At 69.9% G+C, this 23719-nt stretch carries 26 protein-coding genes; 10 read left to right on the forward strand and 16 right to left on the reverse strand.

Annotated elements, in window-relative coordinates:
- Positions 1-12: 12 nt before the first annotated feature.
- Positions 13-729, reverse strand: coding sequence for a response regulator transcription factor CtrA (ctrA, locus tag HHL28_RS11070; protein ID WP_075773032.1), 717 nt, complete (start codon positions 727-729; stop codon positions 13-15).
- A gap of 280 nt (positions 730-1009) precedes the next feature.
- On the opposite strand from ctrA, the gene fliI reads away from it, so the two are divergent.
- A complete protein-coding gene (gene fliI, locus HHL28_RS11075; RefSeq protein ID WP_404326913.1) occupies positions 1010-2287 on the forward strand; it encodes a flagellar protein export ATPase FliI in 1278 nt (425 codons plus the stop codon).
- Positions 2284-2718 (forward strand): flagellar export protein FliJ, encoded by a 435-nt coding sequence (fliJ, locus tag HHL28_RS11080; protein ID WP_075773030.1) that lies wholly within the window; start codon positions 2284-2286, stop codon positions 2716-2718. Before fliI ends, fliJ begins: the two co-directional genes overlap by 4 nt.
- A 6-nt stretch (positions 2719-2724) precedes the next feature.
- Here the strand turns inward: fliJ and HHL28_RS11085 are convergent, their stop codons facing one another.
- The 4 genes from HHL28_RS11085 to HHL28_RS11100 all read right to left on the reverse strand — a co-directional run bounded on the left by HHL28_RS11085 (position 2725) and on the right by HHL28_RS11100 (position 4863).
- On the reverse strand, positions 2725-3114 hold the full coding sequence (locus tag HHL28_RS11085) for a helix-turn-helix domain-containing protein (protein WP_075773029.1): 390 nt from the start codon (positions 3112-3114) through the stop codon (positions 2725-2727).
- Positions 3111-3362 (reverse strand): type II toxin-antitoxin system RelE family toxin, encoded by a 252-nt coding sequence (locus HHL28_RS11090; protein ID WP_075773028.1) that lies wholly within the window; start codon positions 3360-3362, stop codon positions 3111-3113. Before HHL28_RS11090 ends, HHL28_RS11085 begins: the two co-directional genes overlap by 4 nt.
- A 51-nt stretch (positions 3363-3413) precedes the next feature.
- Positions 3414-3926 carry a hypothetical protein gene (locus HHL28_RS11095; protein WP_169655129.1) on the reverse strand — a complete coding sequence of 171 codons (513 nt, stop codon included), beginning with the start codon at positions 3924-3926 and terminating at the stop codon, positions 3414-3416.
- Positions 3927-4005: 79 nt separating this feature from the next.
- Positions 4006-4863 carry an N-formylglutamate amidohydrolase gene (locus tag HHL28_RS11100; protein WP_075773026.1) on the reverse strand — a complete coding sequence of 286 codons (858 nt, stop codon included), beginning with the start codon at positions 4861-4863 and terminating at the stop codon, positions 4006-4008.
- Between the two features lie 191 nt (positions 4864-5054).
- Here HHL28_RS11100 and HHL28_RS18635 point away from each other — a divergent pair, with 191 nt between their 5' ends.
- The gene (locus HHL28_RS18635; RefSeq protein WP_404325578.1) at positions 5055-5606 is read left to right on the forward strand and encodes a M14 family metallopeptidase; all 552 of its coding nucleotides are present in this window, start codon (positions 5055-5057) and stop codon (positions 5604-5606) included.
- On the forward strand, positions 5570-6016 hold the full coding sequence (locus HHL28_RS18640) for a hypothetical protein (protein ID WP_404325579.1): 447 nt from the start codon (positions 5570-5572) through the stop codon (positions 6014-6016). The genes HHL28_RS18635 and HHL28_RS18640 overlap by 37 nt, the downstream gene beginning before the upstream one ends.
- A 198-nt stretch (positions 6017-6214) precedes the next feature.
- Here the strand turns inward: HHL28_RS18640 and HHL28_RS18645 are convergent, their stop codons facing one another.
- The 3 genes from HHL28_RS18645 to HHL28_RS11115 all read right to left on the reverse strand — a co-directional run bounded on the left by HHL28_RS18645 (position 6215) and on the right by HHL28_RS11115 (position 8595).
- Complete coding sequence (locus tag HHL28_RS18645; protein WP_404325581.1) at positions 6215-6823, reverse strand: hypothetical protein; 609 nt, start codon at positions 6821-6823, stop codon at positions 6215-6217.
- A complete protein-coding gene (locus HHL28_RS11110; RefSeq protein WP_404325583.1) occupies positions 6820-7944 on the reverse strand; it encodes a hypothetical protein in 1125 nt (374 codons plus the stop codon). The genes HHL28_RS18645 and HHL28_RS11110 overlap by 4 nt, the downstream gene beginning before the upstream one ends.
- A gap of 144 nt (positions 7945-8088) precedes the next feature.
- On the reverse strand, positions 8089-8595 hold the full coding sequence (locus tag HHL28_RS11115; protein ID WP_075773023.1) for a CreA family protein: 507 nt from the start codon (positions 8593-8595) through the stop codon (positions 8089-8091).
- 160 nt (positions 8596-8755) lie between these two features.
- Between HHL28_RS11115 and HHL28_RS11120 the strand changes: the two genes are divergently transcribed.
- Genes HHL28_RS11120 through HHL28_RS11130 form a run of 4 tightly spaced genes read left to right on the forward strand, consistent with a single transcriptional unit; the run spans position 8756 to position 11452 of the window.
- Entirely contained in the window at positions 8756-9601 is an 846-nt protein-coding gene (locus HHL28_RS11120) for an AI-2E family transporter (protein ID WP_404325585.1), read from the forward strand.
- Positions 9580-9951 carry an AI-2E family transporter gene (locus HHL28_RS18650; protein ID WP_404325587.1) on the forward strand — a complete coding sequence of 124 codons (372 nt, stop codon included), beginning with the start codon at positions 9580-9582 and terminating at the stop codon, positions 9949-9951. Before HHL28_RS11120 ends, HHL28_RS18650 begins: the two co-directional genes overlap by 22 nt.
- 13 nt (positions 9952-9964) lie before the next feature.
- Positions 9965-10990 carry an SPFH domain-containing protein gene (locus tag HHL28_RS11125; protein WP_083699522.1) on the forward strand — a complete coding sequence of 342 codons (1026 nt, stop codon included), beginning with the start codon at positions 9965-9967 and terminating at the stop codon, positions 10988-10990.
- A 12-nt stretch (positions 10991-11002) separates the two neighbouring features.
- Positions 11003-11452, forward strand: a complete 450-nt coding sequence (locus HHL28_RS11130; RefSeq protein WP_075773021.1) for an NfeD family protein — start codon at positions 11003-11005, stop codon at positions 11450-11452.
- A 44-nt stretch (positions 11453-11496) separates the two neighbouring features.
- On the opposite strand, the gene HHL28_RS11135 is transcribed toward HHL28_RS11130, so the two are convergent.
- The 3 genes from HHL28_RS11135 to HHL28_RS18655 all read right to left on the reverse strand — a co-directional run bounded on the left by HHL28_RS11135 (position 11497) and on the right by HHL28_RS18655 (position 13146).
- Positions 11497-11922, reverse strand: a complete 426-nt coding sequence (locus HHL28_RS11135) for an HRDC domain-containing protein (RefSeq protein ID WP_075773020.1) — start codon at positions 11920-11922, stop codon at positions 11497-11499.
- 249 nt (positions 11923-12171) lie between these two features.
- Positions 12172-12930: a SapC family protein gene (locus tag HHL28_RS11140; protein ID WP_075773019.1), complete on the reverse strand. Its 759-nt coding sequence runs from the start codon at positions 12928-12930 to the stop codon at positions 12172-12174.
- A 90-nt stretch (positions 12931-13020) separates the two neighbouring features.
- Positions 13021-13146 carry a hypothetical protein gene (locus tag HHL28_RS18655; RefSeq protein ID WP_404325590.1) on the reverse strand — a complete coding sequence of 42 codons (126 nt, stop codon included), beginning with the start codon at positions 13144-13146 and terminating at the stop codon, positions 13021-13023.
- Positions 13147-13260: 114 nt separating this feature from the next.
- On the opposite strand from HHL28_RS18655, the gene gcvA reads away from it, so the two are divergent.
- Complete coding sequence (gene gcvA / locus HHL28_RS11145) at positions 13261-14196, forward strand: transcriptional regulator GcvA (protein ID WP_075773018.1); 936 nt, start codon at positions 13261-13263, stop codon at positions 14194-14196.
- A gap of 155 nt (positions 14197-14351) precedes the next feature.
- Here gcvA and HHL28_RS11150 read toward each other — a convergent pair whose 3' ends face one another.
- The 3 genes from HHL28_RS11150 to HHL28_RS11160 form a co-directional block, all read right to left on the reverse strand.
- A complete protein-coding gene (locus HHL28_RS11150; protein WP_075773017.1) occupies positions 14352-15443 on the reverse strand; it encodes a DNA topoisomerase IB in 1092 nt (363 codons plus the stop codon).
- A gap of 115 nt (positions 15444-15558) precedes the next feature.
- Positions 15559-16629 (reverse strand): Glu/Leu/Phe/Val family dehydrogenase, encoded by a 1071-nt coding sequence (locus tag HHL28_RS11155; RefSeq protein ID WP_169655131.1) that lies wholly within the window; start codon positions 16627-16629, stop codon positions 15559-15561.
- A 231-nt stretch (positions 16630-16860) separates the two neighbouring features.
- Positions 16861-17757 (reverse strand): peptidoglycan-binding domain-containing protein, encoded by an 897-nt coding sequence (locus HHL28_RS11160; protein WP_169655133.1) that lies wholly within the window; start codon positions 17755-17757, stop codon positions 16861-16863.
- 93 nt (positions 17758-17850) lie between these two features.
- Here HHL28_RS11160 and HHL28_RS11165 point away from each other — a divergent pair, with 93 nt between their 5' ends.
- Positions 17851-19518, forward strand: coding sequence for a response regulator (locus HHL28_RS11165; protein WP_169655135.1), 1668 nt, complete (start codon positions 17851-17853; stop codon positions 19516-19518).
- 67 nt (positions 19519-19585) lie between these two features.
- On the opposite strand, the gene HHL28_RS11170 is transcribed toward HHL28_RS11165, so the two are convergent.
- Together HHL28_RS11170 and putA are read right to left on the reverse strand one after the other, a co-directional pair.
- Positions 19586-20302 carry a response regulator transcription factor gene (locus HHL28_RS11170; protein WP_075771816.1) on the reverse strand — a complete coding sequence of 239 codons (717 nt, stop codon included), beginning with the start codon at positions 20300-20302 and terminating at the stop codon, positions 19586-19588.
- Between the two features lie 233 nt (positions 20303-20535).
- Positions 20536-23631 (reverse strand): bifunctional proline dehydrogenase/L-glutamate gamma-semialdehyde dehydrogenase PutA, encoded by a 3096-nt coding sequence (gene putA / locus HHL28_RS11175; RefSeq protein WP_404325593.1) that lies wholly within the window; start codon positions 23629-23631, stop codon positions 20536-20538.
- Between the last annotated feature and the right edge of the window lie 88 nt (positions 23632-23719).

Consider the following 23719-nt stretch of genomic DNA (forward strand, 5'->3'; position numbering starts at 1 on the left):
AGGAACCCCGGTTCAGGCGGAGGCCCGCTGGGGCTGGGCCTTCGCGTCCTCCGGCGGGTCGCGCAGCACATAGCCGCGGCCCCACACGGTCTCGATGTAGTTATCCCCGTCCGTCGCGGTGGCCAGCTTCTTGCGGAGCTTGCAGACGAAGACGTCGATGATCTTCAGCTCCGGCTCGTCCATGCCGCCATACAGGTGGTTCAGGAACATCTCCTTGGTCAGGGTCGTGCCCTTGCGCAGGGAGAGCAGCTCCAGGATCCCGTATTCCTTGCCGGTCAGGTGCAGGGGCGCGCCGTCCACCTGCACCGTCTTGGCATCCAGGTTGACGGTCAGCTTGCCCGTGCGGATCACGCTTTCCGAATGGCCCTTGCTGCGGCGGACGATGGCCTGCACCCGGGCCAGCAGTTCCCGCTTGTCGAAGGGCTTGGTCAGGTAGTCATCCGCCCCGAATCCCAGGCCCTTGATCTTGGCATCCAGGTCGGACAGGCCCGACAGGATCAGGATCGGGGTGGTCACCCTGGCCGAGCGCAGGCGCCGCAGCACCTCATACCCATCGATGTCCGGGAGCATCAGGTCCAGGATGATGATGTCATAGTCATACAGCTTGCCGATCTCCAGACCGTCCTCGCCCATGGCGGTGCTGTCGACGATATAGCCGGCCTCGGAGCCGAGCATCAGCTCGATGCTTTTCAGCATCATCGGATCGTCTTCGACCAGCAGGACTCTCATCGCACATTCCTTGCCGCTTGGCCCCGAAAGGTCGGGGTGGTTGCAGGGGTGTGTCCATCGGGAATAGCCCCGACGGGAGTGGCGCACGACCGGCTGCCCGTCCGCTCGACACCACTAGGTTAACAGAGGGTAGCCGCTTATGCTATGCACGCCGAGTGTTACCAATGGTTAACACCGACAGGTCACAGTCGGTCCCACCTCTTATTTTCCGCCGGGAGCCGCCTTGATCCACGACCCTGACCGCCTGGTGGCCGAGATCGACGCCTTGCCAGACACCCGGATGTTCGGCCGGGTGACCTCCGTCCTCGGGATGATGGTGGAGGTGGGCGGGGTGGAGAAGAAGTTGTCCGTGGGCGGGCGTTGCCGGGTGATCACCCGCGGCGGCAAGCCTGTTCCCTGCGAGGTGGTGGGATTCCGCGCCGGGCGCGCCCTGCTGATGCCGTTCGGCGGGCTGGACGACATCGGCCTGGGCTGCCAGGCGGAGGTGGCGGAGGGCCAGGCCGCCATCTTCCCGACGCAGGCTTGGCTGGGCCGGGTGGTCAACGCCCTGGGTCAGCCCATCGACGGCAAGGGCCCCCTGCCCCAGGGGGAGGTGCCCATGCTGGTCAAGGCAAACCCGCCCCCGGCGCATGCCCGCCGGCGGGTGGGCGGCAAGATGGACCTGGGTGTCCGGGCCATCAACACCTTCCTGACCTGCTGCCGCGGCCAGCGCATGGGCATCTTCGCCGGGTCGGGCGTGGGCAAGTCGGTGCTCATGTCCATGCTGGCCAAATATACGGAGGCCGGGGTCAGCGTCATCGGCCTGATCGGCGAGCGCGGGCGCGAGGTGCAGGAGTTCCTGGAGCATGACCTGGGCCCCGAGGGCCTGGCCCGCAGCGTGGTGGTGGTGGCGACCAGCGACGAGCCGCCGCTGATGCGCCGGCAAGCGGCCTACATGACCCTGACCATCGCCGAGTACTTCCGCGACTTGGGACAAGACGTGCTGTGCCTGATGGACAGCGTCACCCGCTTCGCCATGGCCCAGCGGGAGATCGGCCTGTCCGCCGGCGAGCCGCCGACCACCAAGGGCTATCCGCCCACCGTCTTCGCCGAACTGCCGCGCCTGCTGGAGCGGGCCGGGCCCGGCACCGGCCAGGGCACCATCAGCGGCCTGTTCACCGTGCTGGTGGAGGGCGGCGACATGGAGGAGCCCATCGCCGACGCCGTCCGCGGCATCCTGGACGGCCACATCGTCATGGAGCGCCGGATCGGCGAGCGCGGGCGCTATCCCGCCATCAACATCCTGCGCAGCGTCAGCCGCACCATGCCCGGCTGCAACAATGAGGAGCAGAACGCCCTGGTCACCCGCGCCCGGCGCCTGATGGCCAGCTATGCCGACATGGAGGAGATGATCCGCCTGGGCGCCTATCGCCGCGGCAGCGACCCGTCGGTGGACGAGGCCATCCACTTCAACCCGGCCATCGAGGGCTTCCTGCGCCAGCGCAAGGATGAGCGGGCGCCGCTGGAGACCTGCTATGCCGAGCTTGCCGCCATCCTGGGCGGCGGGGGTGCCGGATGAAGGACCTGAAACCCCTGATCCGCCTGCACCAGCGGGAGGTGGACGAACGCCGCCGCGCCCTGGCCACCGCGCGGGAACGGCTGGAGGAGCTGCGCGCCCAGCGGCAGCGGTTCGAGGAGCAGGTGGTGGCGGAGAAGCGGGTGGCCGGCAGCGACCCCACCATGGCCGGCCTGACCTACCACGGCTTCGCCAAGCAGGTGATCCAGCGCCGGGAGCAGTTCGAGCGGGGCGACGCCATGCTCCAGGCCGAGGTGGCCCGCGCCGAGGAGGCGGTGACCGAGGCATTCCGCGAGCTGAAGAAGTTTGAGCAGGTCCAGGAACAGCGCGACCTTGCCGCCAAGGAAGCCCGGCGCCGCCGCGAGACCCAGATGTTCGACGAGGTCGCCTCCATCCGCTTCAGCCGCCAGCAGGGGGAGGAGGAAGCGGGCTGAGGGGCTTTAATCCTCGCGCGACGGAACCAAGTGGTCGAGGGAAATGCCCAACGCCCCGGCCAGCCGGGCCATGGCGTCGAAGCTGCCCGGCTTCTTCCCGGCCTCGATCTCCGACAGGTAGGATGCGGACACCCCCGCCCGCTCAGCCAGCGCCCGCAGGGTGAGGCCCCGGTGCTCACGGAAGACGGTCACGGGATGGTCGCCGTCCAGCAGCCGCTCGGCCACCTCGAACGGGAAGACCTCCGTCTCTCCGGCAGCCAGCTTCGCACTGATCCGCTCAACCTCCGCGAGGTCGCGGGCGTCCTCAAGCAATTCAGACAGCCTCAGAAAATCAGCGCGGCTGAGCGTCACCGACTCTGCCGTTTCGGCAATCGGACGGATCGGCTGATAGCTCATCGGTAGATCTCCCGCCGGTTTCCGATCTTCAGAACGAAAACGGTTAGGACACCGCCATCAATTCTGTAGATCGCTCTCCAATCCCCATGACGTATGCGGCCGATTCCCGGGGCGAAAGCTTTCGCCCAGCCGTGCTTTGAATATGGGTCGGCCGCAAAGGCCTTCAGCTTTTCACGAAGGGCATCGGCATCAGCTTTCGGCAGTTTCCGAAGAGCCTTCAACGCCGCGCTTTCGATCACAAGCTTCATTGAACGAGTATCGCTATTGGCGAACAGCGGCGCAAGCGGATTTGAACTGCCCTACTTGATCCCCGGTGCGGAGGTGCTGCTGTCCCGGCGGATGTAGGGATTGTGGTAGGGGTAAGGGTTGTAGGAACGGGGCGGCGGGCCGGAATAGTAGGGGGAGTAGCCGGGCGGCGGGTAGGGCTGGTAGCCCTGGTAGCGGGGATGGATGTTCACGCCATAGCCGTCGCCGCCGTACCCGCCAGAGTAGCCGCGGGGGGTGTAACCGCCAGTGCCATAGCCGCCCGAGCCATAGCCGCCGGAATACTTGTAGGGTTCGTAATAGGCGTCCACGGTGCAGCTCCAACGGTAGGAGGAGCCCTCCGAGCCGTTGTCGTCGCAACCGCAGCGGCCATACTCCTGGACCGAGCCGGCGCGGCCCGCGGCGATGCCCGCGGCGGTCTTGGCGGCCTGGCAGGCATAGGCGCGGCTGGAGCCGCTGCCCGTGCTGCTGGTGACCTCTGCCGCGGCAGGCAGGGCCCACAGGGAAGCGGCGGCCGCCGCAAGAAGCACCAACCCTTGACGCGCCATCGCCCCCTCCCCCCGGATACCCATACCGGAAGACGTATCGCGCCAATATGGCGGGAAAAGGGCCGGGCCTGCGGCAGGCCTACTCCGCCGCCACCCGGGCCGTCCGGTCCTTGGCATACTCACCCAGGCGGCGGACCAGGCGGGTCAGGTTGCCGCGCAGCTCCTCGAAGCCGTCATGTCGCTCCAGCGTCTCCTCGTTCATGTAGAGGCGCCGGTCGATCTCCAGCTGCAGGCTGTGCCGGCCCTGGGCCGGGCGGCCGTGGCGGCGGACGATCTCCACCCCCTTGTAGGGGTCGTTCAGGCGGACGCTGTAGCCCATGGCGCGCAGCGTCTCCGCCACCAGCCGGGTGAAGCCGGGGTCGCAGGTGGTGCCGTCGCGGTCGCCCACGACGAAGTCCACCGCCGGGCCGGAGCCGGTGGCCAGCGACGGCATGGAATGGCAGTTCACGTGCCAGACGCTGCCGAACCGGGCGTGCAGCGCGTCCAGGGACTGGGCCAGCACCTCATGGTAGGGGCGCCAGTAGCGCTCGATCCGGTCGATGACCTGGGCGGCGGAGAGCTTGCCGTCATACATGGGCAGGCCCGGGCGGCAGAGGGTGCGGACCAGGCCCATGCCGGCGTTGCACTTGTCCGACGGGGTCAGCGGGCCCGGCCAGCGGTCGGCCAGCATGACAGGGTCGATGTCGTCCGGGGCGCGGTTGGCGTCGATGTAGCTGCGGGGGAACAGGGCGCAGACCAGCGCCGCGCCATGGTCCGGCGCGGGGGAGAACAGCTCGTCCACATGGGTGTCCTCTGCCTGGCGCAGCACCGGCAGGGGGCAGATGAAATGGAAGTCGGCGGGATAGCGGGTACCGCTGTGGGGGCTGTCGAACAGCAGGGGCACGGGCATGCCCACCGGATCGTGCCGCACCACCACATCGTCGATGACCAGACTCATCGGCTGCTCACTCGGCCTCTCACTGCGGGTAGGATGGCTCCCGGCATTCCCCCTCCCGTGGCCCGTGTTGGGGGTCCGGCGGGCGGACCCTGTCACTGGCCGTTTATGAAACCATCACAATTCCGTATACAAGCTGGGGCGCCCGGGGTCGACAGAATCCCACAGGCGTATGGCATGGGGGGGGCCGGCAGATGGTAGCAGGGGGCGGCACGATGGAGCGGGCGGAGTTGCAGGCACCTGATCTGTCGGGCTGGCGGGCGGGCAACACCGGCATTCCCGCCGTCACCAGCTTCACCGCGTCCGAGCCCGGGCCCCATGTGGTCGTCTCCGCCCTGATGCACGGGAACGAGTTGTCCGGCGCCCATGCCGTGGACGCGCTGCTGCGGGCCGGGGTCCGGCCGCGGCGGGGGCGGCTGACCTTCGCCCTGTGCAACCTGGCGGCTTTCGACCGGTTCGATCCCATGGCCCCCGCCATGTCCCGCTTCGTGGACGAGGACATGAACCGGATCTGGTCCCCGTCCCTGCTGGAAGGGGCGCGGCAGAGCGCGGAGCTGCGCCGCGCGCGGGAGCTGCGGCCCCTGTTCGACACGGCCGACCTGGTGCTGGACCTGCACTCCATGCAGCATGAGAGCCCGCCCCTGACCCTGTGCGGACGCACGGCCCGGGGCGGGAGCTGGGCCGTGCGCTGGGGGAGCCGGGCTGGGTGGTGGCGGACGCCGGCCACCTGGCGGGACCCCGCCTGATCGATTATGGCCGCTTCAGTGACCCGGAGGGTCGGGCCGCCGCCATCCTGGTGGAGTGCGGCCAGCACTGGAACCCCCGCTCGGCCGAATATGCCCTCCGGGTGGCCGCCCGCTTCCTGGCGGTCACCGGCTGCGTGGCGGCGGAAGACCTGGCGCCCTGGCTGCCGCCCGACGCGCCGGCCCCGCCCCGGGTGGTGGAGGTGACGGAGGCCGTGACCGTGGGCAGCGACCGGTTCCGCTTCACCGACGATTTCCGGGGCATGGAGATAATCCCCCGCGCCGGCACGGTCATCGCCAACGACGGCGACCACCCGGTCCGCACGTCGTACGACGACTGTATCCTGATCATGCCGTCAAAGCGCCTGTACCGCGGCCAGACGGCGGTGAGGTTGGGTCGGTTGGTGGGGTGAGGGCTCTCGTCCCGGACGGGTCGGTGCCATCAACATTCACGAACACGCACAATACACGCACGAACATTCACAAGAAAGATTGGCTGCGCCGCAATGCACAACGATGCGCCGCAGGCATTTTCGTTTGTGCGTGTTTGTGAGCGTTTGGTGCGTGTCCGTGAATGTTGATGGCCCCACGCTACCAGGACAGAAAAACTCTCACACGAACTTCGCCTGCCGCAACAGCTCGTAGAAGCCCTTGATGGCGGCGGTTTTTTCCTCTGGCGTGGTCAGGCCTTCCACATATTTGCCGTCGAAGTTGGGTTGGCGCAGGTGGCCGATGATCTGGTCGCGGACGATGCGGCGGGCCTTGGGGCTGGACAGCACGTCGGCGGCGGCGAACTGCATCAGGCGGGTGGCGCGGACCCGCAGGGACGCCGACGGGTCGTCCAGCTTCTCGATCACCTGGGCCTGGACGATGTAGTCGGCCACCATGACGTCCACCCGGTCGGCCAGGGCGTCCCGGTCGGCGGAATCGAAGCCGGCGGCCAGGGTGGCGCGGTAAAGGCCGGCCATCATCTGCATCTTCTGCTTCAGCGGCGTCTGCGGCGTGGTCAGGCTGTTGACGCCCTGGCCGGGTGCCAACAGCGCCTGCGCCCGGGAAAGCACCAGCCCGGCTTCCCGCTGGCCCAGGGGAGAGGCGGACAGGGCCATCAGGTAGACCAGCCGGTCCCGCGGCAGGGCCATCATGTGCAGCACCCCGTCGATGGACAGGCGCCGCCCCTCCGCCCCGCCCTGCTCGATGAAGCGCAGGTAGCCCGAGGTCATCGCCTCCGCCCCCTCCCCCCGGCCAGCACGCCGTCCTGTCGGACCAGCCGTTCCAGCAGGGTGCGGAAGCGGGCCCGCTGCTGTTCCGGGTCGCGGGCCAGCGGGTTGGTGCCGCGGAGTGACCGCAACAGGAAATCCAGCAGCACGCCCCGCGTCTCCGGCGCGCCGCCGCTGCCGATCCAGCGGCTGAGCAGGGTGGTGATCGCCGGTGCCGATTCGTGCTTCTGCCCCTCGAAGGTGCCGTCCAGGATGTCGACCAGGCGGGACAGGGCGGTCCCCAGGTCGGGCTGGCGGGCCAGCAGGTCCTGCACCACGGCGGGGAAGCCCAGCGCGTCCGCCACCAGCGCGTCCACCGCGGCGAAAGGCCGGCTGTCGCCGCAGGTCTCCAGCAGCCACTCCACCTTGCCCAGCAGGTTGCGGACCTGCATCGTGTCGCGGCAGAGGGCGACCTTGGCCAGATAGTCCGCCTCCACCGGATCGCCGGCCGCCACCTTTTCCACCTGGGCCAGCAGGGCGGGCAGGCCGTCCTTGGCGGCACTCGGCAGGTTCAGCTTCGCCGCCGCCTCTGCCCGCACCCGCAGGTCGGACAGGCTGTCATAGATGGATTCCCGCCGGTCGCGCACGTCCAACCCGGCCGCCTTGGCCTGCACCGTCGCGACGCGGGAGACGGCGGCGGGGACCATGTCCTCGAAGTTCATGGCCCGCTTCATCTCCGCCGGGTGGCAGAGCACCTCCGACGCGGTCAGGCCGCGCTGCTCCAGGTACTGGCGCAGCAGCCTGGTCACGATGCGGCGGCTGTCGCCGCCCAGGTACTGCTTGGGGTCGGTGCAGAGCGGCGCCTCCTCGATGGCCGGGACGACCACGGCCTTCGGGTTCACCTGACGCATCTCGGAGAAGATGATGGTCTCGGCGCTGGTCCCGTCGCGGCTGCTGCCGTTGTATTCCCGGACGATGCGCACGCCTTCGCGGTTGGGCAGCAGCTTCCGGGCGAGTTCGCGCGCCTCCGCCTCCGTCGTGCAGACTGCCTCGATGACCCAATGGTCGGTCTTGAACACCTGGACCTCGAAGGCTTGGCGGCGGCCCTTGGCCCCGCTGCCCCCTACCAGATCGTTCAGCCACATGCCCAAACCCCCGAACGGGCAATCTGATTGCGCATTCGGGGTAATATTGCATGGAATCCAGAATTAATCTCGACCTAACTCATTCGGCCGAACACCGGCCCGGGCGATCGGAATGGTTGCCCGGCGCCGTTGCCGCCCCCGACCTCAACCGGTCGGCTTGCCCTTGGTCCAGGTGGGGTTCGCTGCGAACAGGGGCACGGTGGAGATGCTCATCTTCGCCGAGGCGTCCTTCACCTGCCGGCTGTAGGCCACATACACCAGCGTGTCGTTCTTGCGGTCATAGATGCGCCGCACGGCCACCGATTTCCAGATCAGGCTCTGGCGCTGGGAGAACACCTCCTCCCCGCCCTTGTCCGTGTCGATGTCGCCGATGGTGACCGGCCCGGTCTGGCGGCAGGCGATGGAGGAGTTGGAGGGGTCCTCGAACCAGTTGCCCTTGGACAGCCGGTCGATGACGGAGCGGTCGAAGGTGACCACATGGCAGGTGATGCCCTGGATCTTGGGATCGCTCACCGCCTCCACCACCAGGCCGTTGCCGGTCCAGTCGTTGCTGAAGGAGCCCACCTCCTCCGCCGCGGCCGGCAGGGCGGCAAGGGCGAGCATTGGGGCGAGGCAGGCGGCGGGCAGCAGGCGGGTGAACAAGGCACGCATGGGAAACTCCGTCCCGGGTCTGGGTTCGTCCTGGCAAGGGTAACGGCCCGGGAGGCCAAAGGGCAACGGCCCGCCCTTCCGCGGCACCCCGGGACCCCTGGGGCGGGCTGCGGTGTTCTGGCCCATGTCCCCGCACAGATGAGCGACCCACGGCACCACCATGCCCGAGCAGACGGCGGTCGAACGCACCTTCGCCGAGGCCAAGGCCGAACAGGCCGCCCTGCCCCGCCATGACCCCGACCGGACCCAGAAGGTAGTGTTGTGCTGCCTGCTGGCGCTGGCGGTCATGTACACCCTGTACTTCGCCCAGGACATCCTGCTGCCGGTTTTCCTGGCCTTCCTGCTGGCCCTGCTGCTGCGGCCGCTGGTGAAGCGCCTGCGGCGCATCCGCGTGCCGGAGCCGCTGGGCGCGGCCCTGGTGGTCTTCGCCCTGGTGGCGGCGCTGGGCTGGGGCCTGTTGTCCGTGGCCCGGCCGGCGGCGGAATGGGTGGACCGGGCGCCCCGGGTGATGAAGGAGTTGCAGGTCAAGCTGAAGGACATCCAGGCCGGCATCGCCCACGCCCGCAAGGCGACGGAGCAAATCCAGGACATGGGCAACGACGCCAGGGGCCCGCGGGAGGTGGTCGTCCGCGGCCCCACCCTGGCCGACACGATCCTGACCCAGACCCAGGTGGTGCTGGCCCAGGCGGGGCTGACCGTGGCGCTGGCCTTCTTCTTCCTGGCCTTCGGGCGGCACACGCTGGAAAGCGTGCTGCGCTCCATGCCGCGGGTGCGGGACAGGCTGCACCTGGCCGACATCGTCAACACGGTGCAGATCAACATCAGCGCCTATCTGGTGACCATCACCATCATCAACATCCTGCTGGGGCTGGTGGCCGCCGGGGTGTTCTGGGCGCTGGGGGTGCCGAACCCGGTGCTGTTCGGCATGCTGGGGGCATCGCCAACTTCATCCCCTTCATCGGCCCCTTCATCATGGCGGCGATCATGCTGGTGGTCGCCGCCCTGACCTTCGACATCTGGTGGCAGGTGCTGGCGCCTTCCGCCGCCTTCCTGCTGCTGCACGCGGTGGAGGGGAATTTCCTGACGCCCGCCATCATCGGGCGGCGGCTGACCCTGAACCCCATCTTCGTCTTCGCCACCGTGCTGTTCTGGGGCTGGCTGTGGGGCGTGCCGGGGGCGTTGCTGGCCGTGCCCATCCTGGCCGTCTTCAAGATCCTGTGCGACGCCACCCCGCAGCTCCGCACCATCGGGGCGCTGATCGGGGATAGTTTCCCAGGGCCGGCCTGCATATTCCCGCCTACCCGCACCGCGTGCATCGGCAGTGCCCCTGTGACATACTTGCGCCCAAGGAACTGACAGGGGGGCGGGGATGGAGGCGGTGAGCCTGTTCGTGCTGGCGGTGGTGGTCTTTGCCGTGATCCTGCTGCTGGCGGGGGTGAAGACGGTGCCGCAGGGCATGGAGTACACGATCGAGCGGTTCGGCCGGTACACCCACACGCTGCGGCCGGGGCTGAGCTTCATCATCCCCATCGTGGACCGGGTCGGCGCCAAGATGAACATGATGGAAACCGTGCTGGACGTGCCCAGCCAGGAGGTCATCACCAAGGACAACGCCATGGTCACGGTGGACGGCGTCGTCTTCTTCCAGGTGCTGGACGCTGCCAAGGCGTCCTATGAGGTCAACCAGCTCCAGACCGCCATCCTGAACCTGACCATGACCAACATCCGCACCGTGATGGGCGGCATGGACCTGGACGAGCTGCTGTCGCAGCGGGACAAGATCAACGCCCAGCTGCTGCACGTGGTGGACGACGCCACCCAGCCCTGGGGCGTGAAGGTGACCCGCATCGAGATCCGGGATATCCAGCCGCCCCGCGACCTGGTGGACAGCATGGCCCGGCAGATGAAGGCGGAGCGCGACCGCCGCGCCGTGATCCTGGAGGCCGAGGGCCTGCGCCAAGCCGCCATCCTGCGCGCCGAGGGCGAGAAGCAGGCCGCGATCCTGGAGGCGGAGGGCCGGCGGGAGGCCGCCTTCCGCGACGCGGAGGCCCGGGAGCGGGCGGCGGAGGCGGAGGCCGCGGCGACGCGGCTGGTGTCCGACGCCATCGCCGGCGGCAACGTGCAGGCCATCAACTACTTCGTCGCCCAGAAATACCTGGAGAGCTGGAAGGAGTTCGCCCACAGCCCGAACCAGAAGCTGCTGTTCATGCCCGTTGAGGCCACCGGCATCATCGGCGCCCTGGGCGGGTTGGCCGAGCTGGCCAGGGACGCCTTCCCCGGCAAGGACGGCGGCGGCGCGGCAGCCCCGAAGGCCCCGGCGCCCCGCCCCAACCTTCCCCCTGCCCCCCAGCCCCCGGCCGGCCCCTGGGGCCCGGCGGGTGGCGACCAAGCCTGACGGGAGGGCGCCATGGAGTCGCTGAAGCTCGTGTTCTGGCACTGGTGGGTGCTGGCGGTGGTGCTGGCCTCGGTGGAGATCTTCGCCCCCGGGGCGGCGTTCCTCTGGCTGGGGGTGGCGGCGGCGTGCGTGGGGATGGTGCTGGTGGTGTTCCCCGATTTGGGCTGGCAGGCCCAGTTCGGCCTGTTCGCCCTGCTCTGCATCATCGCCTTCGCCGCGTCCCGCTTCATCCCGCGGGGCAAGCCGGGCGACACGGACGAGCCCGGCCTGAACCGCCGGGCGGAGCAGTATGTGGGCCGCACCGTGGTGCTGGAGAGCGGCGTCGTCAACGGCCGCGGCCGTGCCCGGGTGGGCGACTCGCTCTGGACCGTCAGCAGCACCCGGGACCTGCCCGCCGGGGCGGCCGTGCGGGTGGTGGCGGCGGACGGGGTGGTGTTGAGGGTGGAACCGGCGGGATCGTGACACTGCCCCCTCTCCCCACGGGGGGGAGGGGGAACCAACCCCCGTCAGAGATCCTCGCCCGTCAGCTCTTCCATCGTCTGGCGGACGACGCGGACGATGTCGGCGCCGCGTTCGCGGACGTTGACGCCCACGGCGTTGGCGATGACGGACAGCTCGATCTCCGTCGTCGGGGCGTAGCGGGCCACCTCCGACACCAGGGCGGAGGGCAGCACCGCCTCACGGTCGATGCCCAGGTTGCGGGCCATGTCGGCGCGCCACAGGTTCAGGGCGGCCTGGATCGCCGTCTCGATCTGGGCCCGCTCCTCCTTGCGGCGCAGGTCGCGGAAATGCACCAGAACCCGCCAGCCGCCGTCGGCATAGGCGGTGTCGATCCGCTCCACCTCCACCGTGCGCAGGAAGGCGGCCAGCCGGCCCTCATCCTCCTCGCTGGCGGCGTCACGGATGCTGAAGGTGCGGATTTCCAGGTTCATCTTCGGCCACCGTCTGTGCGGGAGAGGTACCGGACGACTATAGCGCCCCCATGCGCGGGGTCCACCCCGATCCGCCTGAACAAAAGATTACGGCCCCGACGCGGGAGCGTCGGGGCCGTGGCTCTTCGTGTTCCCTAAGGCGCCGGGCGCGGCCTCCGGCCGCTTGGCTCGCGCGGGCACGGGCCCGCGGGCCGGCGGTCGCCGGCCTGGCGACGACCACGGGATGGCCGTCGGCTTGGCGAAGCCCTATCAGGCGGCGCGGGTGTCGCGCTCGCGCATGATGTCGATCAGGGACTGCCAGCGGCCCAGGGACATCATGTGGGCATAGACCAGGCCGACCCAGCCGCGCTTGCGCCACTCCAGGAAGGTCTCGTCCGGCAGGGCGTTGAACTTCTGCTCGTCCACCACCTTGAAGCCCGACAGGGACAGGCGCTTGCCGTCATGGGTGATGACGTCGGCGCGCTGCTCCACCAGCAGGCCCTGGGCGTTCAGCGCCTCGCAGAACTGGGCGGTGACCTGGGCGGAGTTGTTGAAGGCGACGCAATAGTCCATCAGGTCGTTGCCGAACTTGGTGCCCTTGCCGTCCTCGAACAGGGCCATCTGGCCGTTCGGGCCGACGCAGCGGGCGTCCTCCTCCATGATCAGCACGAAGCGCTGGTCCTGCGGGATCTCCACCAGCAGGAACGGGTAGCGCTGGACATAGGCCGGCACCGGGTAGCCCTGGCGCCACTTGTTGTCGGCGTCCACCATCAGGTTCTCGTCCTGGCGCAGGCCCACAAGGGCGATGACGCCCGGGTTCTCGCCGCCGGAGAAGACGATGGGGTAGTGGCCCTGCAGGGCCGGGATCTCATCCACGATCACCGGCACGGCATGGGTGCCGGCGGCATAGCTGAAGTCACGGTCCTGCCGCACCTTCCAGGAGCCGTGGCGCTGGGCGCTGACGGCGACGGGGTTGTTGTAGAAAAGGGGCAACACAGGCGTGTCGGCGGCGTTCGCGACGTCGGTCATCAGAAGGGCGTCCCAGACTGTTGCGGCGGGATGCCTTCAATGCTCCCGCCAATTGTGGTGCCCCCAACTGCCGGAAGCCGGGCCGCCTTGTCAATGCCGGGCACGGGGCGGGCGCACGCTTGTTCCGTCGCGCCCGATGCCGGGCAGCAGCAGCAACAGGGAGAAGACCTCCCCCAGCAGGCGGGCAAGGGGGTTGGGCTGGATCGGGCGGGTCATGGGTGCCTCCTGGCGTCACGTCTTGCCGCGGAGTCTGCACCGGCCGGTGGTTGACGTCGAATACCGTCTCGTTACAGTGGCTGTAACCCTGGATTACAGCAGAACCGCCCCGCCATGGCCCGCCGCCTGCCCCCGCTGACCGCCCTGCGCGCCTTCGAGGCGGTGGCGAGGCACGAGAGCCTGACCCGCGCCGCGGCGGAGCTGAACGTCAGCCACCCGGCCCTGAGCCGCCATGTGAAGGAGCTGGAGGCCTGGCTGGGCCGCCCCCTGTTCGAGCGGCACAACAGGGGCCTGCGCCTGACCAACGCCGGGGCCCGGTACCGCGACACCCTGACCGCCGCCCTGGACATGGTGGCCGCCGCCACGGCGGAGCTGGCGGCGGGGGCGGAGCGGCGGCGGCTGCGCCTTTCGGTGGACCCGTCCTTCGCCCAGCGCTGGCTGGCCCGGCGGCTGGCCCGGTTCCAGATCGAACATCCGGGCATCGAGGCCAGCCTGGACGCCACCCCCGCCAAGGCGGACTTCCACGCCGATGCCGACCTCGGCATCCGGTTCGGCCGTGGGCCCTGGCCGGGGCTGCGGTCGCAGGTGCTGGCGGTGGTGCACACCTTCCCCGTGGGCACGCCCGCCCTGGTGGAGGGGCTGCGGGAGCCGCGGGACCTGCTGGGCCGGCCCCTGCTGCTGGAATACCCGGACGAGCCCTGGTATCGCTGGCTGGCCACGGCGGGGGTGGAGGGGGTCACGCGGCTGGAAGGTCCCCGCTTCTTCGAGGCCGCCCACGCGCTGGACGCGGCGGCCGACGGCCAGGGCATCGCCCTGGGGGACCTGGTGCTGTCCGGCGACGAGCTGGCGGCAGGACGGCTGGTCCGCCCCTTCCCCGTGGAGATCCCCCAGGACGCCTTCCACCTGGTCGCCCCGCCCGAGCATTTCCGCCGGCCGGAGGTGTCCGCCTTCGTGGCGTGGGTCAAGGGGGAGATGGCCGCCCACCTGCGCCAGGTGGGCGGGGAGGAGGCAGTGCGGGTGCTGGGGCCCGGTCGGGCGGAGTTGGGGTAAAATCCCCTCTCCCCACCGGGGAGAGGCAGGGTGAGGGGGCGCGCCGCCAGCAGGCGGAAGGTCATGTCAGCGCTTCGCGAGTCTTGCGATCCCCCTCACCCCAACCCTCTCCCCGGTGGGGAGAGGGGGCGGGGAGATGGCCCGGCATGCCCGCCTCACGCCTGCTTCACCTCCTCCCCCAACCGCCGTTCCAGGAAGGCCAGGACGGCCACCTCTTCCGGGGTCAGGCCGGAGAGGTCGTGGCACAGTTCCCGGCGCACCTCGGCCTGGACCTGCTCCACCACGCTGCCTTCCAGGTAGGCGTCCATGACCTGGGGGTGGACGTAGCATTTGCGGCAGACGGTGGGGGTGTTGCCCAGGCGGCTGGAGACCTTGCGGATGGCGCTGGTCAGGTTGCGCTTGCGGGCGGCCTGGCTGTCCACCCGCTCCATCTCGTGGAGAGCGAAGGCGGCCAGGACCGTGCCGGCCCAGGTGCGGAAATCCTTGGCGCTGAAGTCGGCGCCCGCAACCTCCCGGATATAGGCGTTGACGTCCTGGGAGGTGACGTAGTGGCGGCTGCCGTCGGCTTCCAGGAACTGGAACAGGCGCTGGCCGGGCACCTCCTGGCAGGCTTTTACCAGCTTGGCCAGGCGGCGGTCGGTGAGCTTCAGGTCCCAGTCCTTGCCGCTCTTGCCCTTGAAGCTGAAGCGGACCGCGCTGCCCTCCACCTTGACGTGGCGGTCGCGCAGGGTGGTCAGGCCGAAGCTCTTGTTCTCCTTGGCGTAGGTGTCGTTGCCGATGCGGATCAGGGTGGTGTCCAGCAGCTTCACCACGCAGGCCAGCACCTTTTCCCTGGGCAGGCCGGGAAGGCGCATGTCCGCGTCGACCCGGGCCCGGATTTCCGGCAGGGCGCGGGAAAAAGCCATCAGCCGCTCGAACTTGTCGGCGTCGCGCACCTGCATCCAGCGGGGGTGGTAGCGGTACTGCTTGCGGCCCTTGGCGTCACGGCCCGTGGCCTGGATGTGGCCGTCCGGGTCGGGGCAGATCCAGACGTCGGTATAGGCGGGCGGGATGGCCAGTGCCCGGATGCGGGCCAGGGTGTCGGGGTCCTTGACCGTCTGCCCGCCCGGACCCTTGTAGGTGAACCCCTTGCCCGACTTCCGGCGGCGGATGCCGGGCTCGTCATCATTCACGTACCGCAGGTCCGCCGCTTCGGCCGAGGCCTGGGCTTCGGCGATGATATCCCGGTCGATGGTGCTGCCGTCCAAGGCCCTGCTCCCGATGGTTCGGGAATAGAACCATCGGCTCGCGGCGAATGTTGCGCCGGGCAGCGAAGGCCGGGACGGTCAAACCCGGGTGGGGCCGCCCGTCCCGGCCTGCCGGTCACTCCGCGGCGAGGCGGGTCTGCCGGGCGGCGGACAGCCGCTCCCGCGCCATCTGGTCGGCGATGGCGCTGGTGGGGCGGCCCTCGCGGTCGGCGCGGCGGAAAATGTCCGTCAGGGTGTGGGGGATGCGCTCCACCTGGCGCAGGACCGAGTCGCGGTCATAGGCCTGGGTGACCTCGGCGGAGACGTTGATGATCCCGCCGCCGTTGATCACATAGTCCGGCGCGTAGAGGATGCCCGCCTGGCGCACCAGCTCCCCGATGTCGTCGGTGGCGAGCTGGTTGTTGGCCCCGCCGGCCACCACCTTGGCCTTGAGCTGGGGCACCGTCCGCTCATCCAGCACCGCGCCCAGGGCACAGGGGGCGAAGATGTCCGCCTCTGCCGCATGGATGGCCGCGGGGTCCACGGCGATGGCCCCGAACCGGTCCATGGCGCGCTTCACGTTGTCGGCATGGATGTCGCTGACCAGCAGCACTGCCCCGTCATCGGCCAGGCGCTGGCAGAGGTGGGACCCCACATTGCCCAGGCCCTGCACGGCCACCCGCACGCCCTTCAGGCTGTCGTTGCCGAACTTATGCGCGAACGCCGCCTTGATGCCCAGATAGACGCCGTAGGCGGTGAAGGGGGACGGGTCGCCGCTGGCGTCGTGCCCCTTGGACAGGCCGGCCACATGCTTGGTGGACTTGCCCATGGCCATCACGTCGGCCACGGTGATGCCCACGTCCTCCGCCGCGATGTAGCGGCCGCCCAGGCTGTCGATCACTTGGCCGAAGGCGCGGAACAGGGCCTCCGACTTGTCCTTGCGGCTATCGCCGATGATGACGGACTTGCCGCCGCCCAGCGGCAGGCCGGCCATGGCGTTCTTGTAGCTCATCCCCCGGGACAGGCGCAGCACGTCGCGCACCGCCTCGCCCTCGCTGGCATAGGGCCACATGCGGCAGCCGCCGCAGGCGGGGCCCAGGGCCGTGGAATGCACGGCGATGATGGCGCTCAGGCCGGTGTCGGCATCGCGCCCGAACAGCACGAGCTCGTGGTTGTCGAAATCCGGGGCGTCAAACACCATCGCCATGCTGCGTCTCCTGCCTTTGCCAGGCGGGGCCGGTGTCCCGTCGCGCGAGGTCCGGCCGGTCCGCGTTCCCGTTCATCGCGGGATTTCCGGGGGCAAAGCTTAGGGACGGCAGGGTCTTGGGTCGATTTCGTTGTTTCGCCGAACCTTGCACGAATCGGACATGATGGCTGCCCAACCAAGTAATGAGATGACTTGTTCCGACCCGGATTACTGGAATCGCGCGTTCAGACCTCAGCGGTTCGGCCGCATGCCGGCCCGCGGCGTGGCGGTCAGGGTCGGGCCCTGGCGACCCGGCTGGGACGTTCCGCCCAGGCTGGGGGCGCGGCGGGTAGCGGTCGGCGCGGGGGCCGCGGCGGCGCGGGGGGCGGGCTTGGGCGCCGCCGGGACACGGCCGCCCCGCCACCAGGCGAACAGCATGCCCAGCACGATCAGGCCGGTGGCACCGAGCAGGCCATAACGGACCCCGTTGGACGCGGTGAGCGCGGACAGGTCGAAGCCGCCCTCCGGCCCGCCCTCCGCCTCCACGCTGGCGCGGGGGGCGGCGCTGGGGCCGGCGGGGTCACCGGCGGTGACGGACGGGGCCGGGGCGGCGCCGGGCGAGGGCTCCACCCGGGCGGCCGGGGGGGCGGCCCGGGGCGTGGCGCCGGGCGGGCTGCCGGCGGCGGGGCGGGCGATGTCCGGCGGCGCGGTGTTCAGGAGCGTCTGCTCACCACCCTCCCCCCGCTCCACGCCCCGGATGGTGGGGGCAGCCTGGGGGCGCACCTCTTCCTCCCGCAGCATGGGGCTGGAGGGTTTGGCACGGCTGTTGGGGTCGGCCAGGTTGCCCACGGTGGGGGCCTGCTTTTCCGACCGTTCGGCCAGCAGCCTGTCCACGGTGGCCTTGTCCAGCCGGCCGGTGGCCTTCAGCCCGACGGATTTCTGGTAGGCGCTGATGGCGGCGGCGGTGGCGGAGTCGAGCTTGCCGCTGGCCCGGCCCTGGTAGAAACCCTTGTCGTCCAGGATCTGCTGCGCCCACTGGATGGTGGCGCCGTTGGGTTCGGCATCCCGGGCCGGCGCTGGGGCGGAAACCAGGCAGCAGGCGGCGACGGCGAGGGCGGGCAGGATCAGGCGGGCGGACGGCTTGGGCATGGACGGACCTCGGGACACCGGGGGGCGGACAGTCCTGTCATGGACCCGCAACCCTCAAGGCTTTATAAATCGGGCGGTTACCATGCGGATGCCATGACCATTTTTCATCCCGCCCCCCTGAAATCCGAAGACCGGGGCTTCGCTGCAACAGCAGGCCCGACGGGGCCGGAGGCGGCACGCCTGTGGCGGACCCTGGCCGTCGGCGGGCTGGGGTCGTTGCTGCTGATCGGGCTGGACGTAGGCCTGGCCCCCGACGGCCCCGCCCTAGCCGGGTTGCTGGCCGTGCGGGTGCTGGCGGTGCTGGTGGCCCTGGGCGTGGCCCGGCTGGCCCTGTCGCGGGGGCTGGAGTCGGCAGGATTGCCCCTGGCCCTGTGGCAGGGGCTGCTGGTGGCCGGCCATGTGCTGGCCTTCAGCCTGTGGTCGGAGACGCTGCCCGGGCATTTGATGGCCATCCTGCTGTTGATGCTGGTCTATCTGCTGGCACCCAACCGGCCCCCGGTGGCGCTGGCCCTGGGCAGCCTGCTGACGGTCGGCCATTTCGCGATCTATTGGCTTTGCCCCGCGCCCGAGCCATTCCCCCATGCCGGCGTCGTGCTGGCCGTGGCGGCGCTGAACCTGACAGGCTTCATGCTGCTGGCCGCCCGGCAAGGGCGGGAGCCGGCCCCAGCCGCCACCGCGCCCCCGGCGGAACCGGCGCCGGCCGTCCCGGCGACGGTGGAAGCGCCGGCGGTGGCGGGGCCTGACCTGCGCGCCCTGGCCCATGACCTGCGGACGCCGCTGAACGGGCTGTTGGGCTTCGCGCAGCTTCTGGCCGGGACCCCGCTTTCGGCAGAGCAGGCCTCCCACCTGGAACAGATCCGCGTCTCCGCCGAGCGGCTGCGGCGCCTGCTGGACGAGCGCCTGTCACCCGCGGCGACCAAGGCCCCCCCGAAGCGCCCCCTGTCCCTGGCGACCTTCCCGGCGCCGGCCGCGACTCCGGCGCGGCCCCTGTCCGTGCTGGTGGTGGAGGATGACGATGTGAGCCGCCTGCTGGCCCGCACCCTGTTGGAGCGCGACGGCCATCGGGTGACGGAGGCCCTGGACGGGCAACAGGCCGTGGAGAAGGCCGCTGCCGGCGGGTTCGACCTGGTGCTGATGGACATCAGGCTGCCGGTGCTGAGCGGCACGGCCGCCGCCCGCCGCATCCGCGCCCTGCCCGACCCGGTCCGGGCCGCCGTGCCAATCATCGCCGTGACCGGCAATGCCAGCGGTGCCGACCAGGCGAAGCATGGGGACGCCGGGATGGACGGCACCCTGCAGAAGCCGCTGGAACGGGAAAGCCTGCGCGCCGTGCTGGCGGGGGTGGCAGCCAAGTCGCCGTCCCCTGCCCCCGCGGCCCCCGGCCAGCCGGCCGCCCCGGCGGAGCCGGACCCCGGGGTGCTGGACAGCAGCGTGCTGGACGGGCACCGGGAAATCCTGGGACCGGTCCGGGTGGCCCATGTGGTGGACAGCTTCCTGCTGACCGCGCCGGTGACGGTGGCGGCGGTGGAAGCCGCCCTGGCCGCCGGCGACCTGAAGACCCTGGGCCGGGCGGCCCACAAGCTGGGCAGCGGCGCCCTGACGGTGGGCCTGCCCGCCCTGGCGAGGCTGTGCCGGGAAACGGAAGCCAAGGCCGACGGCGGGGAGCGGGAGATCGCCCTGGAGCGGGCTGCTAAGATTGCCCCGGCCTATGCCGCCGGGACCCGGGCGCTGGACCAGTACAAGGCCAAGCTGGGGACCTAAAGCGTGTTTACGCTGACCGTAAACACGCTCTGAACGGCACCCGGCCCGGTTGCCCCGGACCCGACCGTCAGCCCACGTCGGCGCCCAGCCGGTAGCCCAGGCCCTTTTCCGTCAGGATCAGGTTTGTCTGGCCGCTCTCATCCGCCATCTTCTTGCGCAGGCGGCTGACCAGCACGTCGATGGTGCGGTCGTTGGGGTTCCGGTCCGTGCCGCTGACCGCGTCGATCAGCTGGTCGCGGGTCACCACCCGGCCGCCGGAGCGGACCAGCAGGGCCAACAGCTCGAACTCCCCCCGGGTCACCCGGACCTCCCGCCCCTGCGGGTCGATCAGGCGTCGGCGGGCCAGATCCATGGTCCAGCCGCCGAAGCGGCGCACCATGCCCTCCGCCAGCCGCATCTTGCTGGGGTGGGTCCGGCGCAGCAGGTTGCGGGCGCGGGCCAGCAGTTCCCGCGGGTTGGGCGGCTTGGTCACGTAATCGTCGCCGCCCGTCTCCAGCCCGAAGACGCGGTCATCCTCGTTGGCGCGGTTGGTGACGATGATGATGCCGACGTTGGAGATGTCCCGGATGCTGCGGGCCAGGGTGAAGCCGTCCTCATCCGGAAGCTCGATGTCCAGCAGCACCAGGTCGGGTGGCTGGCGAAGCAGAGCGTCACGGGTCTGCCGACCGTTCTCCGCTTCCACCACGATGAAACCGGCCTGGTGGAAGTATCCGGCAAGGAGGGCCCTGGTCGCCGGCTCATCCTCGACGATGAGAACCAGGGGGGCGTCCGCAATTTCCGCCATCAAGCACCGGACCATATTCGTTGCTGCCGACCCCGGGGGGCCCGGCGCCCCGCCGTGAATGGGAGGGACTTCACTTATTAAGTAAACCATATCATGGCACGCAAAAAACCCTTTTCGCGTGTGCTTGGAAGTGGGATGGGCACCCCGGTCGCCCATCCCGCCCCCAATCCTTTCGGGTCAGCCGCCCAGTTCGAGCAGGGAAGCATTCCCACCGAACGCCGTGGTGTTGATGGTCAGGGTCTTCTCGGTAGCAAAACGAAGCAGGTAGTGCGGGCCGCCCGCCTTTGGACCGGTTCCGGAAAGACCCTGGCCGCCGAACGGCTGCACGCCCACCACGGCGCCGACCATGTTGCGGTTGACATAGGTATTCCCCACCCCAGCCGGTGGAACAGCTCGATGGAGCGGCTTTCCAAGCGGGTATGCACGCCGAAGGTCAGGCCATAGCCGGTGGCCGCCAGGTCCGACACCACCTTGTCCAGGGCGTTGGCCTTGAAGCGGATGATGTGCAGGACGGGGCCGAACACCTCCCGCGGCAGTTGGGACAGGCTGGCGACCTCATACAGGCGGGGGCCGAAGAAGGTACCGTCATTCAGGTGTTCCGGCACCGGAACGGCCTTGATGAGCTTGGCTTCCCGGTCCATGCGGGCGGCGTGGTCGCGCAGGATGGTCCGCGCCCCCTCGTCGATCACCGGGCCCACGTCGGTGCTGGCGTCCATGGGGTCGCCCAGGCGCAGCAGGTCCATGGCGCCGGCCAGCATGTGGGCCAGCCTGTCCGCCACCTCCTCCTGCGCGAACAGCACCCGCATGGCGGAGCAACGCTGCCCGGCGGAGAGGAAGGCGGAGGTGACGCAGTCATCCACCACCTGTTCCAGAAGGGCCGTCGAATCGACGATCATGCCGTTCTGGCCGCCCGTCTCCGCCACCAGCGGCACGATGGCGCCGTCCCGGTTGGCCAGCGTGCGGTTGATGGCGCGGCCCGTCTCCGTGCTGCCGGTAAAGCAGACGCCGGAAACGCGCAGGTCGCGGGTCAGGGCGGCCCCCACCACTTCCCCGTCGCCGGGCAGCAGGGCCAGCACGTCCGCCGGCACGCCGGCCCGGTGCAGCAGGCGCACCGCCTCTGCCGCCACCAGGGGGGTCTGCTCCGCCGGCTTGGCCACCACGGCGTTGCCCGCCGCCAGCGCGGCCACCACCTGGCCGATGAAGATGGCCAGCGGGAAGTTCCAGGGGCTGATGCAGGCGAAGACGCCGCGGCCGGTCAGGTACAGCTCGTTGCTCTCCCCCGTAGGACCCGGCAGGCGCACCGGAGCGGCGAACTGTTCCCGCGCCCGGGCGGCGTAGTAGCGGCAGAAATCCACCGCTTCCCGGATTTCCGCCGCCGCGTCGGGCAGGGTCTTGCCCGCCTCACGGACCAGCAGGGCGAACAGGGCCTGGTGGTTCTCCTCCATCAGCGCGGCGGCCCGGTCCAGGCAGGCGGCGCGCTCCGCGGCCGGGGTCCGGTCCCAGGCGGGTTGGGCGGCCACGGCGCGGGACAGGGCCTCCTCCACCGCCTCTGACGTGGCCAGGGTGACGGTGCCCACCTTGCGCTTGCGGTCGGCGGGGTCGGTCACAGGGTTGGCGGGGCCCGGCAGTTCCTTGCCACCGACGATAGGACCCGCGGTCCAGGGGCGGGAGAGCGCCTTGGCCATGCCGGCCTGCAAGTCGGCCAGCTTGTCCGGCGCGCTCAGGTCATAGCCCTTGCTGTTCGACCGCTCCTCCCCATACAGCCCCTCCGGCAGGGGGATGCGGGGGTGGCGCAGGGTGCCCTGTTCCTCCAGCGTGCGGGCCGGGTCGGCCACCACCTCCGCCACCGGCACGTCCGGGTCCATGTAGGCGTTGACGAAGTTGCTGTTGGCCCCGTTCTCCAGCAGGCGCCGGACCAGGTAGGGCAGCAAATCCTCATGCGTGCCCACGGGGGCATAGACGCGGACCCGCGGCATGGACGGCAGCACGTCCCGCGCGGCGGCGAACAGCAGCTCCCCCATCCCGTGCAGGCGCTGGAATTCCAGGTCCCGGTTGTCGCCCGCCAAGTGCAGGATGGCGGCGATGGTATAGGCGTTGTGGGTGGCGAACTGCGGGTAGATGGCGTCGCGGTGGCCCAGCATCTTGCGGGCGCAGACCAGGTAGGACAGGTCCGTGGCCGCCTTGCGGGTGAAGACAGGGTAGTCGGCATGGCCGGCGGCCTGGGACCACTTCACCTCGCTGTCCCAATAGGCGCCCTTCACCAGCCGCACCATCAGCCGGCGGCCGGCCGAGCGGGCCAGCGCTGCCAGCCAGTCCACCAAGTGCACGGTGCGCTTCTGGTAGGCCTGGATGGCCAGGCCCAACCCGTTCCAGCCTTTCAGGTCCGGGTCATGGGCGAGCGCCGCGATGACGTCGAGGGAGAGGTCGAGGCGGTCCGCCTCCTCCGCGTCGATGGTCAGGTTGATGTCCCAGCGCTTGGCCTGGAGGCACAGCTCCTTCACCGGCGGCACCAGCTCCGCCATCACCGAGGCATGCTGCGCCTGGACATAGCGCGGGTGCAGGGCGCTGAGCTTGATGGAGACGCCGGGGGCGGCCGTCGGGCCCTTGCCACCGGCCTCCGCCCCCACCTTGTCCACGGCGTTCTTGTAGGCTTCCAGGTAGCGCTTCGCCTGTTCCCAGGTGCGGGCCCCCTCCCCCAGCATGTCGTAGCTGTGCAGGGTGCCGGCGGGCTTGGCCTTGCGGGCCTCCGCCAGGGCCTCCGTGATGGTCTTGCCCATGACGAAATGGTCGCCCATCACCTTCATGGCCTGGCCCATGGCGGCGCGGATCACCGTCTCCCCCGACCGGGCGACCATGCGCTTCAGGAAGCCCTTGGCGTCCTTCTCCCCCGTCTCCAGGCCGGTGACCTTGCCGGTCAGCATCAGGCCCCAGGCGGCGGCGTTGACGAACACGCTGTCGCTGCGGCCCAGGTGGCTGTCCCATTGCCCTTGCGCGATCTTCTCCGCGATCAGCCGGTCCGCCGTCTCCGGGTCGGCGATGCGCAGCAGGCACTCCGCGATGCACATCAGCGCGATGCCTTCCTGGTTGGACAGGCCGAATTCCTGAAGGAAGGCGTCCAACGGGCCCAGCTCCTTGCGCCGGCCGCGGGCGGCGTTCACCACCGCCACCGCCCGGTCATGGATGGCCTGCCGCTCCCCGCCGGAAAGGCCGTGGCCCCGCAGCAGGGCGGTGACGGCCTGCTCCTCCCGCTGGTGCTTGGTGGCGCGGAGCGTGGCACGCAGGGACGCAAGGTCTTGGGCCGGCGGGAGGTCGACCGTGGCAAGCGACATGGGATACCCCAGGGCAGCAGGTGGAATTGGCCGGAGTATGGCAAAGACACTGGCGGATTTCTCGCCATTCTCCGCGGTTTTGCAGTAC

It is taken from the genome of Aerophototrophica crusticola (assembly GCF_012913305.1).
Taxonomy (GTDB): domain Bacteria; phylum Pseudomonadota; class Alphaproteobacteria; order Azospirillales; family Azospirillaceae; genus Niveispirillum; species Niveispirillum crusticola.